Here is a 14,397-nt window from a genome sequence, read left to right as displayed (position 1 = left end):
TACCGGGCGCGAGAGCGGAACCGCCATCGTGTGGCCCATGCTCCAGTTCGCAGAGGTCAGCAAGCGCTACGGGCCGGTGCCGGCCCTGGACCACGTCTCCTTCGGCGTCGAGGAGGGGACGGTCACCGGGCTGCTCGGGCCCAACGGCGCGGGCAAGTCGACGCTCATGCGGCTGCTGGTGGGTCTCGACCGTCCGACGAACGGGTCCGCGACCGTGGCCGGCCACCGCTACCGGGACCTGCGCTGGCCGTTGCGGGTGATCGGCACCCACCTGGGCGGCCGTCCGGTGCACCGCCGTCGTTCGGCCCGTGCCCACCTGACGAGCGTGGCGCAGACCCACGGCCTGGCGCGGGCGCGCGTCGACGAGGTGCTGGAGCTGACCGGCCTCGCGGAGGTCGGGCACCGCGCGGCGGGCGGCTTCTCCCTGGGCATGGGGCAGCGTCTGGGCCTCGCCGGCGCCCTGCTGGGCGACCCGGCGGCCCTGGTGCTGGACGAGCCCGTGAACGGGCTGGACACCGACGGCGTCCGGTGGATCCGGCGGCTGTTGCGGCTGCTCGCCGACGAGGGCCGGACCGTGCTGGTCTCCAGCCACCTGATGAGCGAGGTCCAGCTGGTGGCGGACCGGGTCGTCGTGCTCGGCGCCGGGCGCCTGCTCGCCGACACGACGGTCGCCGAGCTCGCGGGTCGGGCGCGCGACGAGGTGGTGCTGCGGACGGCGGAGCACGGCGCCGACGACCGGCTGCGGGCGCTGCTGCCCGGCGCCGCGATCCGGCCCGGTGACGACGGGGCGTGGCGGGTCACCGGCGCGTCCGAGCGGGAGGTGGGGCTCGCGGCGCGCGGCGCCGACCTCACGGTGCTGCACCTGGCACGGGAGATGGCGGACCTCGAGGCGGGGTACCTGACGCTGGTCGGCGACCGGGTGCCGCAGGTCGACGGCGTGGAGGCCCGCTGATGCCCGGGCGGAACGCCACCATCGAGGTGGGAGCCACGCCCGCGGCACTGGTCGGCCTGGTCCGCTCGGAGTGGGGAAAGGCATGGTCGGTGCGCGCGCCGGCCGCGGGCCTGGCGGGGGCGGTGCTGCTCGCCGTGGCCACGGCGTTCACCCTGGCGAACGACCAGGTCCGCGCCGTGCAGACCGGGGAGCTCCCGGTCGGCACCCTGGTGCCCGTCCCGGAGGTCCTGGCGTCGTCCGTCGTGTTCGCGCAGTTGGTCGTCGTGCTGGCGGCCCTCCAGCTCGTGACGCCCGAGTACGCCGGCGGTCAGATCGCCACCACGTTCCTGTCCCATCCGCGCCGGTGGGCGGTGGTGCTCACCAAGGCCGCCGTCGCGGGGGTCCTCGGCGGGCTCACCGGCCTGCTGACCGGCCCCCTGGGCGTCGCGGCGACGGAGCTCGCCCTGGGCGACGCGCCACGGGCCACGGTCCCGGTGGCGGAGGCGGCCGTCGTGACGGCGGGCGTGTTCGCGTGCGCCGCGATCGTCGCCGTGGCCCTCGGCTTCCTCACCCGGAGCGGGGTGGCCGCGCTGAGCGTCGCCTTCGTGCTGCTGGTCCTCACGCTGGCCGCCCCCGCGGCGACAGGTCAGGTCTTCCCGGGGGTGGCGGGCAGCGCGCTCGTCTCCGGCACCGGCGACCCGTACGCGCGGTGGGCCGCCCTGCTGGTGCTCCTCGCCTGGGTCGTCGCGAGCGTGGGCGCGGCCGTGGTGAGCGTCGAGCGGCGTGACGCCTAACCTCGTCCCCATGGCTCGCTCGGGTGCAGCACGCTGGCTGCCGGTGCTCCTGGTCGCGGCACAGGTGGTCGTGGGCGCGATGGCCTGGCAGTCCCGGAGCTGGATCCTGCTCGCGTTCGGCGAGCTCGCCCTGCTGGTCGGCGGGGTCGGTCTGTACGGCGTGGTCCGCTACCGCGACCTCCGCGACCGGTACCGGCGCGAGCAGGAGTCGGCGCGCCAGGTCGCCGAACGCCGGCAGCTCGCCGACGAGGTGCACGACCTGGTCGGCCACGAGCTGAGCGTGATCGGGATGCGGGCCGCCCTGCTGCAGCTCCGCACCACCGGCGACGAGGCGGTGCTCGCCGGCCAGGTGCGCAGCGACGCGGAGCGCGCCGTCGTGATGCTGCACGAGACGGTGGCCACGCTGCACCGCACGCCCTGGAGCGACCCGGCCGACGCCGACGTCGCCGCGGTGGTCGAGCGGTTCCGCCGCGCGGGCGCTGACGTGCGCCTCGTCGGCGACCCGGACGTGCTCACCCGGGCCTCGGTGCCGACGCGCGTCACCGCGCACCGGGTGGTGCGGGAGGCCCTGACGAACGCTGCCCGGCACGCACCCGGCGACGCGGTGACCGTCGTGGTCCGGCGCGCGGACGACATGGTGACCCTCGAGGTCCGGACGCACGGCTCCGGCGGGCCCGCGCCCGCCGTCGACCGCGACGAGCGGGAGGGCCGTGGCCTCGACTCCCTGCGCCGCCGGGTCGAGGCGATCGGGGGAACCTGGCAGGCGGCCACGTGCGCGGACGGGCACCGGGTCGTCGCGCGGCTGCCGGCGCGGGCCGTGCTCGAGCAGGAGCCCGAGGCCCCTCGAGGGCGGGCTCCCGAGGCCTCCCGTGCCCGCTCCCGCGCACGTCTGCCGTTCGCGGCGCTCGTCGGGCCGCTCGTGCTCCCCGCGGTCCTGGTGCTGCTGGGCGGGGCCGGCTACTGGGCGTGGGCGTCGCACGACGCCACCGTCGAACCGGTGGACGCGGCCGCCCTCCGGGTCGGCATGCGCGCGGCCGACGCGGCGGAGCTCCTGCCCGGCCGCGAGGCGCCGGTCCGGCTCGCCCGCGCGCCGGGACCCGGACCCGGCTGGGAGTGCCGGCAGTACACGGACGGCAACGTGCCGCTCGCGATGGCCACGCTCGAGGTGTGCACGGAGGACGGGATCGTCGTGCGGGTGACCGACCTGAGGGAGATGCCTCTCCTGTGACACCTGTGGCTCCTGCGACGACCGCTGCTGCCGGCGCCCGCCCCGTCCGGGTCGCCATCGTCGACGACGACCCCCGGGTCCGCCAGACCCTGCGCGAGATCCTGGCCAGCGACCCGAGCCTCTCCGTCGTCGGCGAGGCGGGCGACGGCCGGGAGGCGCTGGCGCTGCTCGACCGCTGGGCCACGGAGGTCGTCGTCCTGGACGTGCGCATGCCGGTCCTGGACGGCATCGCCACCCTCCGCCGGCTCCGGGCCCGACCGGACGCCCCCCGGGTGCTCATCCTGACCAGCTTCGGGGAGTCCGAGTACGTCCGCGCCGCCATCGATCTGGGCGTGGACGGGTTCCTCCTCAAGTCGGGCGACCCCCACGAGCTGCTGCGTGCGGTCCACGGCCGGTCCGACGCGGAGACCTACCTCTCGCCCGGCGTCGCGCACATGGCGGCCGCCGAGCTCAGGCGGGGCCGTGCCAGGCGCCAGGCCGGTGCGGACGCCGCACGACGGCTCGACGCCCTGACGCCGCGTGAACGTGAGGTCGTCGCGGCGCTGGCGGAGGGCGCCACCAACGCCGAGATCGCCCGGCGGCTCCACCTGGCCGAGTCCACGGTCAAGGCCTACGTGAGCGCGGCGATCGACCGTGCGGGCGTGCGCAACCGGGTCGAGCTCGCGTGGCTCCTGTGGGTGTCGGCCGCGGCGGAGGCCTGAGGCTCGGCGCGGGCCGACCCGGGGGCCGCGGGATGGCAGAGTGTCCGCGTGACCGACGCGTACCTGTCCTCCCTGTTCGCCCTCGACGGCCGCGTCGCGCTGGTGACCGGCGGAAGCTCCGGCATCGGCCGGGCGATCGCCGGCGCACTGGCGCGGGTGGGCGCACGCGTCGTGGTCGTGGCCCGGAGGGAGGCCGAGCTGGACGACACGGTCGCCGAGCTGCGCGCCGACGGGTGCACCGCCGACCGCGTCAGCGCCGACCTGGGCACGCGCGCCGGCGTGCGCGCCGCGGCCGAGGAGGCCGCCGCCGTCTTCGGCGAGCCGGACGTCGTGGTCAGCTCCGCGGGCATCAACCTGCGCCCGCCGCTGGGGGAGACGGATGACGCCACCTGGGACGCGACGATGGCGGTGAACCTCGAGGCGCCGTACCTGCTGGGCCAGCGGTTCGGGCCCGGGATGGCCGAGCGCGGTTTCGGGCGCCTGATCCACGTGTCGTCCCAGCAGGCGCACCGCGCGTTCGTCCAGTCCGGCGTGTACGGGGTGTCCAAGGGCGGGCTGGAGTCCCTGGCGCGCTCGCAGGCAGAGGCCTGGTCGGGCCGCGGCGTCACGGCGAACACCCTGGTGCCCGGCTTCGTCCTCACGCCCCTGAACGCGCGGCTGCAGTCGGACCCGGCGCGGGTCGAGGCGCTCGCGGCGCGCACGATGGTGGGGCGCAACGGCCTCGCGGAGGACTTCGCGGGCGCGGCCGTCTTCCTGGCGAGCGGCGCCTCCGCCTACGTCACGGGGCAGTCGATCCACGTCGACGGCGGATTCTCGGTGCACTAACCCTCGGGGGGTATGGTGCTGCGCATGACCGACGACATCAAGCGCCCCCAGACCCTCACGATGTACGGGGCGCAGTGGTGCGGCGACTGCCGCCGCGCCAAGCGCGTGCTCGACACCCGCGGCGTGGAGTACGTGAACGTGGATCTCGTGGTCGACCCGACGCGCGCCGACGACGCCGAGGCGATCAGCGGCCGCAAGAACATCCCCGTCGTGGTGTTCCCCGACGGCGAGTTCTTCGTCGAGCCCACGGACGCCGAGCTCAGCGCGAAGCTGGACGCCGTCGGCCTCTGACCGACGTCTCCCTGAGGCGCACCCCGCCCGGGTCGGGGTGCGTCACTCCCACCGGAACCACAGCGCCGCCGCGCCGCCGGCCAGGACGGTGCTCGCGCCCAGGCCGACCAGGGCGGACGCCGGCACCGCGACCCCGGCCCACGCCGCCCCGAGGCCGTCGACGGCGGCGCCGAACGGCAGCCAGCCGCCCAGCGCGGCGAGCGACTCCGGCAGGTTCTCGCGCGGGCCGAACATCCCGCCGAGCGCGGCGAGCCCGAAGAACGCGACGAGGCCGATCGCCACGGCCGACCCCGGCGTCGGCGCGACCGCCGCCACGAGCATCCCCACCGCGTACATCGCGGTGATGGTCAGCGCCAGCACCCCCGCCGCCGCTCCCGGGTCGGCCGGCGGGGACGCGCCCCTCCACGCGAACGCGACGCCGAGCGCCAGGGCGACGCCGACCAGGATCTGCGCCACGCCGACGAACGCCTGCGCGCCGAGCACCATCGCCGGCGACGCGGGGGTGACGCCCAGGCGCCGCAGCACCCCGGTGCGCCGATAGGTCGCGAGGAAGCTCGGCATGTTGATCACCCCGACCGTCGCGACCACCATCGTCAGCGTCAGGGGCAGCACGTAGACGTCGAGCGCGGTGCGCCCCCCGGTGCCGGGGACCACCTGGTCCAGGCCCGGCGCCAGGCCGTTCATCACGAGGACGAGCAGCGGCATGCCGAGCGGGATCACGAGGCCCGCGGTGTCGCGGGCCACCATCCGCGCCTCGGCGACGGTGAGGGCCAGCCAGGCGCCCGCGCCCGGCCGCGCCACGCGCGGGGGCACGCCCGGTTCCGGCAGCTCCAGCACCCGCGGCAGGTCGTCGCGGGTCGCGCTGTCGCGCATCGTGCGGTGGGCGGTCATGGTGCCTCCAGGGCGCTGCCGGTGAGGGTGAGGAACGCGTCGTCCAGCGTGGGACGCCGCAGCCGGGTCTCGGTGGCGACGACTCCCGCGGCGGCCAGCGCCGCGCCGACCTCGTGCAGCAGGTCGCCGTGCCGGGGGAGGGCCGTGCCGCTCGCCCCGGGCGCGGGGTCGGCGCCGGTGACGGTGAGCCGTGGGCCCGCCGCGTCGACGCGCCCGACGGCGGGCAGCCGGGCCAGCAGGTCGGCGGCGGCCGGGTCGTCGGTGCGCAGCGTCACGGTGGGGCGCAGCCCCGCCCGGTCGACGAGCTGGGCAGGCGTCCCCCGCGCGACGACGCGGCCGGAGTCGAGGATCGTCACGTGGTCGCACAGCCGCTCCACCTCCTCCATGAGGTGGCTGACGAGCAGCACGGTCACGCCGTCGGCGCGCAGGTCCTCCACCAGCGCCCACATGCTGCGCCGGGCCTCGGGGTCGAGCCCGGTGGTGAGCTCGTCGAGGATGACGACGCGCGGCGCGCCCACGAGGGCGAGGGCGATCGACACCCGCTGCTGCTGGCCGCCCGACAGCTTCTCGAAGCGGGTGTCCCGGGACGCCCCCAGGCCGACCCGCTCCACGAGCCGGTCCGGGTCGACGCCGCGCGCGTAGAACGACCGGTACAGGTGGACCAGCTCGCGCACCGTCAGCGCGCCGTGCAGGTCCGCGCCCTGCAGTTGCACGCCGAGCACCGCGCGCACCCGCCGCCGGTCGGCGCGCGGGTCGAGCCCCAGCACCCGCGCGCGGCCGCCGTCCGGTGCGCGGGCGCCGGCGAGGAGCTGCACGGCGGTGGACTTCCCGGCCCCGTTGCGGCCCAGCACCCCCGCCACCTCGCCCGGCGCCACCGAGAGGCTCACGTCGTCGAGCGCGACCACCGGTGGGCGGCCGCGCCCCCGGGTGCGGTACGTCTTGCGCAGGTGCTGCGCCACGAGTGCGGTCATGGCGGCGACGCTACGGACGGGCCGGGCGCCGTCGCGCGTGCCGCCCGTCACGACCCGCACCCATGACCATCGGCACGGTCCCCGCGGCGCCCGGGCCGGTTAGCGTGGTGCCGTGCGCCGGCTGGGACCCGAGGAGACGTCCGGGCTGACGATCCTGGTCGTCTGCCTGGCGATCGTCGTGCCCGTGCCCTTCGTGGCCGGGCCGGACCGCATGCTCGTGCCCCTCGCGGTGTGGGTGGCGCTCGCGGTCGCCTGGCTCGCCACGACGGTCGTCACCGTCGTGCGGCCGCCGCGCACCGGGGCCGCGTACCTGGCGCTCGCGGCGCAGATCCTGCTGACGGCGGCACTCGTCGTGACGGTGCCCGGCATCGGTTGGCTGCCCATCCTGCTCGTCTTCGGCGCGGCGCTGAGCACCTACGTGGGCCCCACCCGCGTGACCGCGGCGGTGATCGCGGTCAACACCGTGGCCCTGCTCGTCGCGTTCCTGCTCGCGCCGGGCCCGGCGCACGGCTTCGAGGTGGCGCTGTCCCTCGGCCTGTACCTGCTGCTGCAGGTGGCGAGCGCGGCCGTGAGCGTCGCGCTGCAGCGCGAGCAGCGGATGCGCACCGAGCTGACGGTCGCGCACGCCGAGCTCGCGGCGGCGGCGGTGCTGGACCAGGAGGCGACCCGTGCGTCCGAGCGGCTGCGCATCTCGCGCGAGCTGCACGACCTCATCGGCCACCAGCTCACGGTGCTCACGCTCGAGCTCGAGTCCGCCGCCCACCTGCCGGGCGACCGCGCGGCCGAGCACGTCGAGCGCGCCCGGACGGTGGCGCGCGAGCTGCTCGGCGACGTCCGTGCCACGGTCGGCGAGCTGCGCCGCCGCGCCCCCGACCTGCGCGAGGCCCTCGGCGCGGTGGCCGCCGCCGTCCCCGCCCCGCGCGTGGAGGTCCACGTCGCGCCGGACGTCGTGGCCGACGAGGAGCAGACGGCCGCCCTGGTGCGCGTCACCCAGGAGGTCGTGACCAACGCGGTGCGGCACGCCGAGATGGCCACGGTGCTGCGGATCGAGGTGGCCACGGACGACGACGGCGCGCTGACGCTGGTGGCGCGCGACGACGGCCTCGCGTCCGGGCCGGTGCGGCTGGGCCACGGGCTGTCCGGGATCGTCGAGCGCGCCGAGGCGCTGGGGGGCGGCGCCACCTTCGACGCGTCCGCCGGGTTCACCGTCGAGGCGCGGCTCGCCGGGCGGGCGGCGTCGTGACGGCCGCGGCGGACCGCGTGCGCCTCGTGCTGGCCGACGACCAGACGCTGGTGCGGCACGGCATCCGCAGCCTGCTCGAGATCGCGGGCGGCATGGACGTCGTGGCGGAGGCGGACGACGGCGCCGCGGCGGTGGACGCGGTGCGCGAGCACGACCCCGACGTGCTGCTGCTCGACCTCCGCATGCCCGGCCGTGACGGGATCTGGGCGCTCGAGACGCTGCAGGCCGAGGGGCGCGACGTCGCGGTCCTGGTCCTCACGACCTTCGACGACGACGAGCTCGTGCTGCGGGCGCTGCGGGCGGGGGCGCGCGGTTACCTGCTCAAGGACGTGACGCTGGAGCAGCTCGCGGACGCGGTGCGCACCCTGGCCGCGGGCGCCACGCTCGTGCAGCCCGCCGTGACCGCGCGGCTCCTGCGCGCCGTCCGCTCCGGTCCGGCGCTGCACGACGCGGCGCGGGCCGACCTCACCGAGCGCGAGCTGGAGGTGCTGCGCCTCATGGCCCAGGGCTGGTCCAACCGGCAGATCGCCCGCGCCCTCTACCTCGCGGAGGGCACCGTGAAGAACCACGTCTCGGCCGTGCTGCTCAAGCTCGGCGCCAAGGACCGCACCCGCGCGGTGCTCCTGGCGCTGCAGACCGGCCGCCTGGGCTGAGCGGCGGCCGGGGGATACTCGACGGCGTGGAGATCCCCGTCGTCTGGTCCGTCGTCCTGCTCGTCGCCGCCGTGTGGAACCTCATGGTGTGGCCCTCGTTCTGGCGGCGGGTGACCAAGGACCCGCGGGCCCGCGACGAGGCCGGCCGCCCCACCCGCTTCTTCACCGTGCACGCCGTGCTGGTGGGCGTGTCGATGCTGCTCGCCGTGCTGGTCGGCGTCGTGGGGGTGCTCGGCCTCGTCGGCTGACGCCGGGCGGTCGGCCCGGCCGGTCAGCCCGCGTCGTACCGCTCGACCAGGTGCTCGCGCCCGGCGGGCGGCTCGAACGGCTCGGGCCAGACGTCGGTGACGCGCCGGACCAGGCCGTCGTCGGAGACGTCGAGCCAGACGTTCGCGATCATCGGCTCGTCGCCCACGCGCGCCTCGAGCCACAGGGCGGCGCGGGCGCCGTCCGCGACGACGTGCCGCACCGACAGGTGCCAGTCGCCCGGGTACTCCTGGTTGAAGCGGAGGTACGCGTCGCGGCCGCGGATGCGCTCGCGGCTCTGCGGCATCTCGTAGACGACGTCGGGGTCGAGGAGCGCGCCGAAGGCCGCCCAGTCACGGCGCTCGAGCGTTCCGACGTAGGCGTGCGCGACGTCGCGCGTCGTGGCGGTGTCCATGCCGTGACGGTAGGCACCGCCTCCGACAGGCGCCCGGCCGGCGCGGGCGCACGCTGGCGGGGTCTGCCGGCTCGCGTGACGATGGTCACATGAGGGCGATCTGGAAGGGCGCTGTCACCTTCGGCCTGGTCAACGTGCCGGTCAAGCTGTACAGCGCGACCGAGGACCACGACGTGCCGCTGCACCAGGTGCACGACGCGGACGGCGGACGCATCCGCTACCGGCGCGTGTGCGAGCTGGACGGCGAGGAGGTGGCGTACCAGCACATCGACCGCGCCTACGACGACGGCGAGCGCACGGTGGTGCTGACCAAGCAGGACCTCGGGGCGCTGCCGGCGGAGGCGAACCGCGAGATCGAGGTGGTCGAGTTCGTGCCGAGCGACCAGATCGACCCGATCATGCTGGACCGCACCTACTACCTGGAGCCGGACTCGAACAGCCCGAAGGCGTACGTGCTGCTGCGCCGCACGCTGGAGGAGACGGACCGCACGGCGATCGTGAAGTTCGCGCTGCGCCAGCGCACGCGGCTCGCGGCGCTGCGGGTGCGCGACGAGGTGCTCGTCATCCAGACGCTGCTGTGGGCCGACGAGGTGCGCGAGGCGGCGTTCCCGTCCCTCGACGGGTCGGTCACCGTCTCGGACAAGGAGCTCGCGATGTCGGGCCAGCTCGTCGCGAGCTACGAGGCGGACTTCGCGCCCGAGGACTACGAGGACGAGTACCAGGTGCAGCTGCGCCAGCTCATCGACGCCAAGATCGAGCAGGGCGAGGCGCTCGACACCTCCGAGACGTTCGGCGAGCAGCCGGAGAAGGAGGAGGCCGACGTCATCGACCTCATGGAGGCCCTGCGGCGGAGCGTCTCCGGCTCGAAGGGCGCGAAGGCGTCGAAGGACGAGGCGCCGGCGAAGAAGCCGGCCGCGAAGAAGGCGCCCGCGACGAAGGCTCCTGCCAAACAGGCCTCAGCGAAGAAGAGCCCGGCGAAGAAGCCGGCGGCGAAGACGGCGGAGCGGAAGACGGGCTGAGCCCGGCTCAGGCCCCGGCGCCCGCGCCGCGGGCCGCGGCGACCTCGCGCACCAGCGAAAGCAGCTCGTCGATCTCGTGGTCGGAGGGGCCGCTGGCGCCGACGGAGGCGAGCGCGTACAGGCCCTCGCCCATGAGGGACACGGCGCGGGCGAGCACGGGGTCGCCGAGCTCGTCGCGCACGGCCTCGGTCCAGGCGGCCTGGGCGTCGTCGAGGACGGCGCGGGCGCGGGGGGACGCGCCCTGCGCCACGCGCGAGGCCGCGAGGTAGACGACCTCGAACTCGCCGCCGATGACGGTCGACGTGCGCAGCAGGTAGTCGGACGCGCCCTCGGGCGCGGTGCGCATGGCCTCGACGTCGGCGGCCGTGAGGACGCCCAGGTGGTCGAGGAGGCCGTCGACGAGGGCGTCCTTGGAGGGGAAGTGGTAGAGCAGGCCGCCCTTGGAGACGCCGGCCCGCTCGGCGACTGCCTCGAGGGTCGCGGAGCGCTCCCCGGACTCGACGAGGAGCTCGGCGAACGCGCGCAGGACCTTGGCTCGGGCGGCGGGGGGAGGCGGCATGTCGACAGCCTAGTGGCGAGGTGTTACTGTACCGGCTGGACGGTACGGAAGTTCGGCATCACCATGTCGCCCCGGCCGTCCCGCAGTGTGTGAAAGGCACCTCATGGTCTCCACCCAGGTGACGACGCACCGCGCCCCTTCCGCCGCGCGACGCCCCGCCGTCCCCGCGCGCCCCCGCGGTCTCCGGACCGCCGGGCGTCGCTGGGCGGCCCTCGCCGTGCTGATGCTGCCGGTGCTCCTCGTCTCGATCGACAACACGGTCCTCAGCTTCGCCCTGCCGCAGATCTCGGAGGCCCTGGCCCCCGGCGGCACGCAGCTGCTCTGGATCGTCGACGTCTACCCCCTCGTCCTCGCCGGCCTGCTCGTGCCGATGGGGTCGGTCGCCGACCGCGTCGGCCGCCGCCGGCTGCTCCTGATCGGGGCCGTCGGCTTCGCCGCCGTGTCCGCGGTCGCCGCGTTCGCGCCCACCGCGGGCGCGCTGATCGCCGCCCGCGCCGGCCTCGGCTTCTTCGGCGCGATGCTGATGCCGTCCACGCTGTCGCTGCTGCGCAACGTGTTCACCGACCGCGACGAGCGCCGCCTCGCCATCGCGATCTGGGCGGCCGGCTTCGCCGCGGGCTCGGCCGTGGGGCCGATCGTCGGCGGCCTGCTGCTCGAGCACTTCTGGTGGGGCTCCGTGTTCCTCCTCGCGGTGCCCGTGCTGGCGCTGCTCCTCGTGCTCGCGCCGATCTTCGTGCCGGAGTCGCGCGACCCCGCCCCGGGGCGCCTCGACCCGGTCTCGATCGTCCTCGTGATGGCCGCCATGACGCCGGTCGTGTTCGGCATCAAGACGCTCGCCAAGGGCGGGCTGCCGTCGCTGGGCCTGGCCGCGATCGCCGTCGGCCTGCTCATGGGCGTGCTCTTCGTGCGCCGCCAGCTGCGCCGCCCCGACCCCATGCTCGACGTGCGACTGTTCGCCGTCCCGGCCTTCACCGGCAGCGTGCTGGTGAACCTGCTGTCCGTGTTCTCGCTGGTCGGCTTCCTGTTCTTCGTCTCGCAGGACCTGCAGCTCGTCATCGGGCTGTCTCCCGTGCAGGCGGGCATGGTGCTGCTGCCGGGCACCGTCGCGATGGTCGTCGCGGGCCTCGCGGTGGTGAAGGTCGTGCGTCACGTGCGGCCGTCGCACGTGGTCGCCGCGGGCCTGGCGATGTCGGCCGTGGGCTACCTCGTCACGGCGCTCGTCGCCGGGCGCGGCGAGTCCGGGTGGCTCGGCCTCGCGTTCGTCGTCCTCGCGATCGGTGTCGGCTCGGCCGAGACCGTGTCGAACGACCTCATCGTCTCGACCGTGCCCGCGGCCAAGGCCGGCGCGGCCTCGGCGATCTCCGAGACGGCGTACGAGGTCGGCGCGGTGCTGGGCACCGCCGTCCTCGGCGGGATCCTCACCGGGTCGTACCACGCCAACGTCGTGGTGCCGGCCGGGCTGTCCGCCGCGGACACCGGCGCGGCGGCGGAGACCCTCGGCGGCGCCACGAGCGTCGCGGCCGACCTGCCCGCCGGGCAGGCGCAGGCCCTGCTCGACTCCGCGCACGCGGCGTTCGGCAGCGGCGTGGTCGTGACGTCCGTGATCGGCTTCGTCGCGGTGCTCGTCGCCGCCGGGATCGCCCTGACGACGTTGCGCGACGCGCGGTCCTGACCTGCGGGCACGACGGCGCCACCCGGTGAGCAGGGTGGCGCCGTCGCCCGTGTTCCGCGAAGGTGGGACGCGATGAGCGACCAGCACGACGAGAAGCCCGGCCCCGACGCCCCTGCCCGCCCCGCCACCCCTTCCGGCCCTGCCAGCCCGCCCGACGACGACGCACCCGTCGCGCACGGCGCCCCCGCACGGCGCACGCCGCCGCGCTGGGTGCGGTGGACCCTCGTCTCCGTGGCGGCCGCGCTGGCCTGCGTCGTCGTCGGCGTCACGACGGCGCAGGCCGAGCTGAGCCTCGGCCCGCACGAGGCCGTGTACGAGGTCGACACCGACGGCCTGGTCGTCGCCGACCTGGGCCCGCTGGGCACGCTCGAGATCGACTCGCCGCTCCCGCTCGGGCTGGGGCTGGACGTCGTCGTCAAGGAGATCCCGGCGGACCTGTCCGCCGTCGACCAGGCGGGCACGCTCGACATGCTCGCCGGCGACCTCCAGAACTACCTGCAGTTCTTCTCCAGCCCGCAGGAGACGGCGAGCACCGTCGCGCGGGCCCTGCTGTGGGACGCCGGACGGCGCACCGTCGCGGCCATGGTCGTCGTCGTGGCCGTCGGCTTCGGGCTGCGGCTGCTGCTCGGCGCGGCCCGGCGGCGCGAGCTGTCGGCCCGGCTCGCCCCGCGCACGTGGGAGATCACCGCCGGCGTGGCCGTGACGAGCCTCGTGGTGGTGACCGTGGCGTCCGGGGGAGTGGTGCAGCCGGACACCCAGGGCCGGCCCGCGTCGTCGGTGTTCGCGGGCACCGCGCTCGAGGGGGCGACGATCACCGGCCGGCTGGCCGGCGTCGTGGACACCTACGGCGGGCAGCTCGTGGGCCTCTACAAGCAGAACGAGGAGTTCTACGCCGCCGCGGACGACGACCTCGTCGCCGCCTGGGACGCGTGGGACGCCACCCACGCCGACGCGGCGGACGCCTCCGGCTCGCCGTCGCCGTCGGGCACGCCCGACGAGGCGGTGGCGCCGCCCGACGGGTCGGCCACGCCGTCGCCCTCGCCGTCGGACGACGACCTCGTGACCCTGCTGGTCGTCTCCGACCTGCACTGCAACACCGGCATGACCCCGCTGATCCGCACCACCGCGGAGCGCGCGGGTGTCGACGTCGTCCTCAACGCGGGCGACACGACCATGAACGGCACGTCGGTGGAGAAGGTCTGCGTCGACTCGTTCGCGACGGCCCCGCCGCGGGGCGTCCCGATGGTCGTCTCCGACGGCAACCACGACTCGCAGCTCACCTCCAACATGGAGGCCGCGCGCGGGCAGACGGTCCTCGACGGCAAGGTCGTCGAGGTCAAGGGCGTGCGCATCCTCGGCGACCGCGACGCCCTGGAGACCCGCGTGGGCGGGGGCACCAACGTGGCGCGCGAGCGGACCCCGGAGGAGCAGGCGGCCGACCTCGCCGCCACCGCCTGCGAGGACGGCGGCGTGGACCTGCTGCTGATCCACACCCCGGCCGTGGGGCTCGACGCCCTCGACACCGGCTGCGTGCCGTTCCAGGTCTCCGGCCACACCCACAAGCGGTCCGGGCCCGAGCAGGTGGGCCAGGGCATCCGCTACGTCAACGGCTCCACGGCGGGCGCGGCCCCGAGCCAGCCCACGGTCGGTCCGCTGCACGGCACCGCGCAGATGACCCTGCTGCGCTTCGACCCCGAGGCGCGGCGCATGGTGGACGTCCAGGTGGTGAGCGTCACGCCCGACGGGGACGCGACGATCGGCGACCGGGAGCCCGTGCCCGAGATCGTGCCGCCGTCGGACGACGCGCTGCCCTCGTGACCGCATCATCGCGATCGATGCGGCAGTTCGGGTTGGGGGGGGGCGGGAGGAAAGCGGCCCCCCACACCCAAAGCCCCCCGCGGGTAGCGGCGCCCCCCCCGGGCGGGGGCGGCAAGCCCCCCGGGGGGGGGGGGGGTGGC

The 14,397-nt window shown here is 75.8% G+C and carries 16 protein-coding genes; 12 read left to right on the top strand and 4 right to left on the bottom strand.

The window, feature by feature from the left end; all coding sequences use genetic code 11:
- Positions 1-37: 37 nt before the first annotated feature.
- Genes ACFU9A_RS15595 through ACFU9A_RS15570 form a run of 6 tightly spaced genes read left to right on the top strand, consistent with a single transcriptional unit; the run spans position 38 to position 4,770 of the window.
- Positions 38-952: an ABC transporter ATP-binding protein gene (locus ACFU9A_RS15595; RefSeq protein WP_430576190.1), complete on the top strand. Its 915-nt coding sequence runs from the start codon at positions 38-40 to the stop codon at positions 950-952.
- Positions 952-1,725, top strand: coding sequence for a hypothetical protein (locus tag ACFU9A_RS15590; RefSeq protein WP_430576189.1), 774 nt, complete (start codon positions 952-954; stop codon positions 1,723-1,725). The genes ACFU9A_RS15595 and ACFU9A_RS15590 overlap by 1 nt, the downstream gene beginning before the upstream one ends.
- Before the next feature lie 10 nt (positions 1,726-1,735).
- A complete protein-coding gene (locus tag ACFU9A_RS15585) occupies positions 1,736-2,953 on the top strand; it encodes a sensor histidine kinase (RefSeq protein ID WP_430576188.1) in 1,218 nt (405 codons plus the stop codon).
- A gap of 5 nt (positions 2,954-2,958) precedes the next feature.
- Positions 2,959-3,654 (top strand): response regulator, encoded by a 696-nt coding sequence (locus ACFU9A_RS15580; RefSeq protein WP_430576187.1) that lies wholly within the window; start codon positions 2,959-2,961, stop codon positions 3,652-3,654.
- A 48-nt stretch (positions 3,655-3,702) separates the two neighbouring features.
- A complete protein-coding gene (locus ACFU9A_RS15575) occupies positions 3,703-4,479 on the top strand; it encodes an SDR family NAD(P)-dependent oxidoreductase (protein WP_430576186.1) in 777 nt (258 codons plus the stop codon).
- 24 nt (positions 4,480-4,503) lie between these two features.
- The gene (locus ACFU9A_RS15570; RefSeq protein WP_430576185.1) at positions 4,504-4,770 is read left to right on the top strand and encodes a glutaredoxin family protein; all 267 of its coding nucleotides are present in this window, start codon (positions 4,504-4,506) and stop codon (positions 4,768-4,770) included.
- A 42-nt stretch (positions 4,771-4,812) separates the two neighbouring features.
- Here the strand turns inward: ACFU9A_RS15570 and ACFU9A_RS15565 are convergent, their stop codons facing one another.
- The gene (locus tag ACFU9A_RS15565; protein WP_430576184.1) at positions 4,813-5,661 is read right to left on the bottom strand and encodes an ABC transporter permease; all 849 of its coding nucleotides are present in this window, start codon (positions 5,659-5,661) and stop codon (positions 4,813-4,815) included.
- Positions 5,658-6,632 carry an ABC transporter ATP-binding protein gene (locus ACFU9A_RS15560; RefSeq protein WP_430576183.1) on the bottom strand — a complete coding sequence of 325 codons (975 nt, stop codon included), beginning with the start codon at positions 6,630-6,632 and terminating at the stop codon, positions 5,658-5,660. Before ACFU9A_RS15560 ends, ACFU9A_RS15565 begins: the two co-directional genes overlap by 4 nt.
- 112 nt (positions 6,633-6,744) lie before the next feature.
- Between ACFU9A_RS15560 and ACFU9A_RS15555 the strand changes: the two genes are divergently transcribed.
- The 3 genes from ACFU9A_RS15555 to ACFU9A_RS15545 are packed head-to-tail and all read left to right on the top strand — an operon-like array spanning position 6,745 to position 8,776.
- A complete protein-coding gene (locus ACFU9A_RS15555) occupies positions 6,745-7,875 on the top strand; it encodes a sensor histidine kinase (protein ID WP_430576182.1) in 1,131 nt (376 codons plus the stop codon).
- Positions 7,872-8,528 (top strand): response regulator, encoded by a 657-nt coding sequence (locus tag ACFU9A_RS15550; RefSeq protein WP_430576181.1) that lies wholly within the window; start codon positions 7,872-7,874, stop codon positions 8,526-8,528. The genes ACFU9A_RS15555 and ACFU9A_RS15550 overlap by 4 nt, the downstream gene beginning before the upstream one ends.
- 26 nt (positions 8,529-8,554) lie before the next feature.
- Positions 8,555-8,776 (top strand): SCO4848 family membrane protein, encoded by a 222-nt coding sequence (locus tag ACFU9A_RS15545; protein WP_430576180.1) that lies wholly within the window; start codon positions 8,555-8,557, stop codon positions 8,774-8,776.
- 23 nt (positions 8,777-8,799) lie between these two features.
- Here the strand turns inward: ACFU9A_RS15545 and ACFU9A_RS15540 are convergent, their stop codons facing one another.
- Positions 8,800-9,189: a nuclear transport factor 2 family protein gene (locus tag ACFU9A_RS15540; protein WP_430576179.1), complete on the bottom strand. Its 390-nt coding sequence runs from the start codon at positions 9,187-9,189 to the stop codon at positions 8,800-8,802.
- Between the two features lie 89 nt (positions 9,190-9,278).
- Between ACFU9A_RS15540 and ACFU9A_RS15535 the strand changes: the two genes are divergently transcribed.
- On the top strand, positions 9,279-10,208 hold the full coding sequence (locus ACFU9A_RS15535; protein WP_430576178.1) for a Ku protein: 930 nt from the start codon (positions 9,279-9,281) through the stop codon (positions 10,206-10,208).
- 7 nt (positions 10,209-10,215) lie between these two features.
- Here the strand turns inward: ACFU9A_RS15535 and ACFU9A_RS15530 are convergent, their stop codons facing one another.
- Positions 10,216-10,767 (bottom strand): TetR/AcrR family transcriptional regulator, encoded by a 552-nt coding sequence (locus tag ACFU9A_RS15530; protein ID WP_430576177.1) that lies wholly within the window; start codon positions 10,765-10,767, stop codon positions 10,216-10,218.
- A gap of 103 nt (positions 10,768-10,870) precedes the next feature.
- On the opposite strand from ACFU9A_RS15530, the gene ACFU9A_RS15525 reads away from it, so the two are divergent.
- A complete protein-coding gene (locus ACFU9A_RS15525; protein WP_430576176.1) occupies positions 10,871-12,439 on the top strand; it encodes an MFS transporter in 1,569 nt (522 codons plus the stop codon).
- Between the two features lie 72 nt (positions 12,440-12,511).
- A complete protein-coding gene (locus ACFU9A_RS15520) occupies positions 12,512-14,257 on the top strand; it encodes a metallophosphoesterase family protein (protein WP_430576175.1) in 1,746 nt (581 codons plus the stop codon).
- The last annotated feature ends 140 nt before the right edge of the window (positions 14,258-14,397 follow it).

The sequence above is a fragment of the Isoptericola sp. NPDC057653 genome (genome assembly GCF_042799955.1).
In the GTDB taxonomy this organism is placed as follows: domain Bacteria; phylum Actinomycetota; class Actinomycetes; order Actinomycetales; family Cellulomonadaceae; genus Isoptericola.
The sequence above is the reverse complement of the archived record's forward strand: the minus strand, read 5'-3'. Positions and strand labels throughout refer to the sequence as shown.

Excerpts from the sequence above, each read along its gene's own strand:
- ACFU9A_RS15530 (WP_430576177.1), bottom strand. The coding sequence starts at position 10,767 with ATGCCGCCTCCCCCCGCCGCCCGAGCCAAGGTCCTGCGCGCGTTCGCC.
- ACFU9A_RS15535 (WP_430576178.1), top strand. The coding sequence starts at position 9,279 with ATGAGGGCGATCTGGAAGGGCGCTGTCACCTTCGGCCTGGTCAACGTG.
- ACFU9A_RS15560 (WP_430576183.1), bottom strand. The coding sequence starts at position 6,632 with ATGACCGCACTCGTGGCGCAGCACCTGCGCAAGACGTACCGCACCCGG.
- ACFU9A_RS15585 (WP_430576188.1), top strand. The coding sequence starts at position 1,736 with ATGGCTCGCTCGGGTGCAGCACGCTGGCTGCCGGTGCTCCTGGTCGCG.
- ACFU9A_RS15570 (WP_430576185.1), top strand. The coding sequence starts at position 4,504 with ATGACCGACGACATCAAGCGCCCCCAGACCCTCACGATGTACGGGGCG.
- ACFU9A_RS15520 (WP_430576175.1), top strand. The coding sequence starts at position 12,512 with ATGAGCGACCAGCACGACGAGAAGCCCGGCCCCGACGCCCCTGCCCGC.
- ACFU9A_RS15590 (WP_430576189.1), top strand. The coding sequence starts at position 952 with ATGCCCGGGCGGAACGCCACCATCGAGGTGGGAGCCACGCCCGCGGCA.
- ACFU9A_RS15540 (WP_430576179.1), bottom strand. The coding sequence starts at position 9,189 with ATGGACACCGCCACGACGCGCGACGTCGCGCACGCCTACGTCGGAACG.
- ACFU9A_RS15565 (WP_430576184.1), bottom strand. The coding sequence starts at position 5,661 with ATGACCGCCCACCGCACGATGCGCGACAGCGCGACCCGCGACGACCTG.
- ACFU9A_RS15525 (WP_430576176.1), top strand. The coding sequence starts at position 10,871 with ATGGTCTCCACCCAGGTGACGACGCACCGCGCCCCTTCCGCCGCGCGA.
- ACFU9A_RS15595 (WP_430576190.1), top strand. The coding sequence starts at position 38 with ATGCTCCAGTTCGCAGAGGTCAGCAAGCGCTACGGGCCGGTGCCGGCC.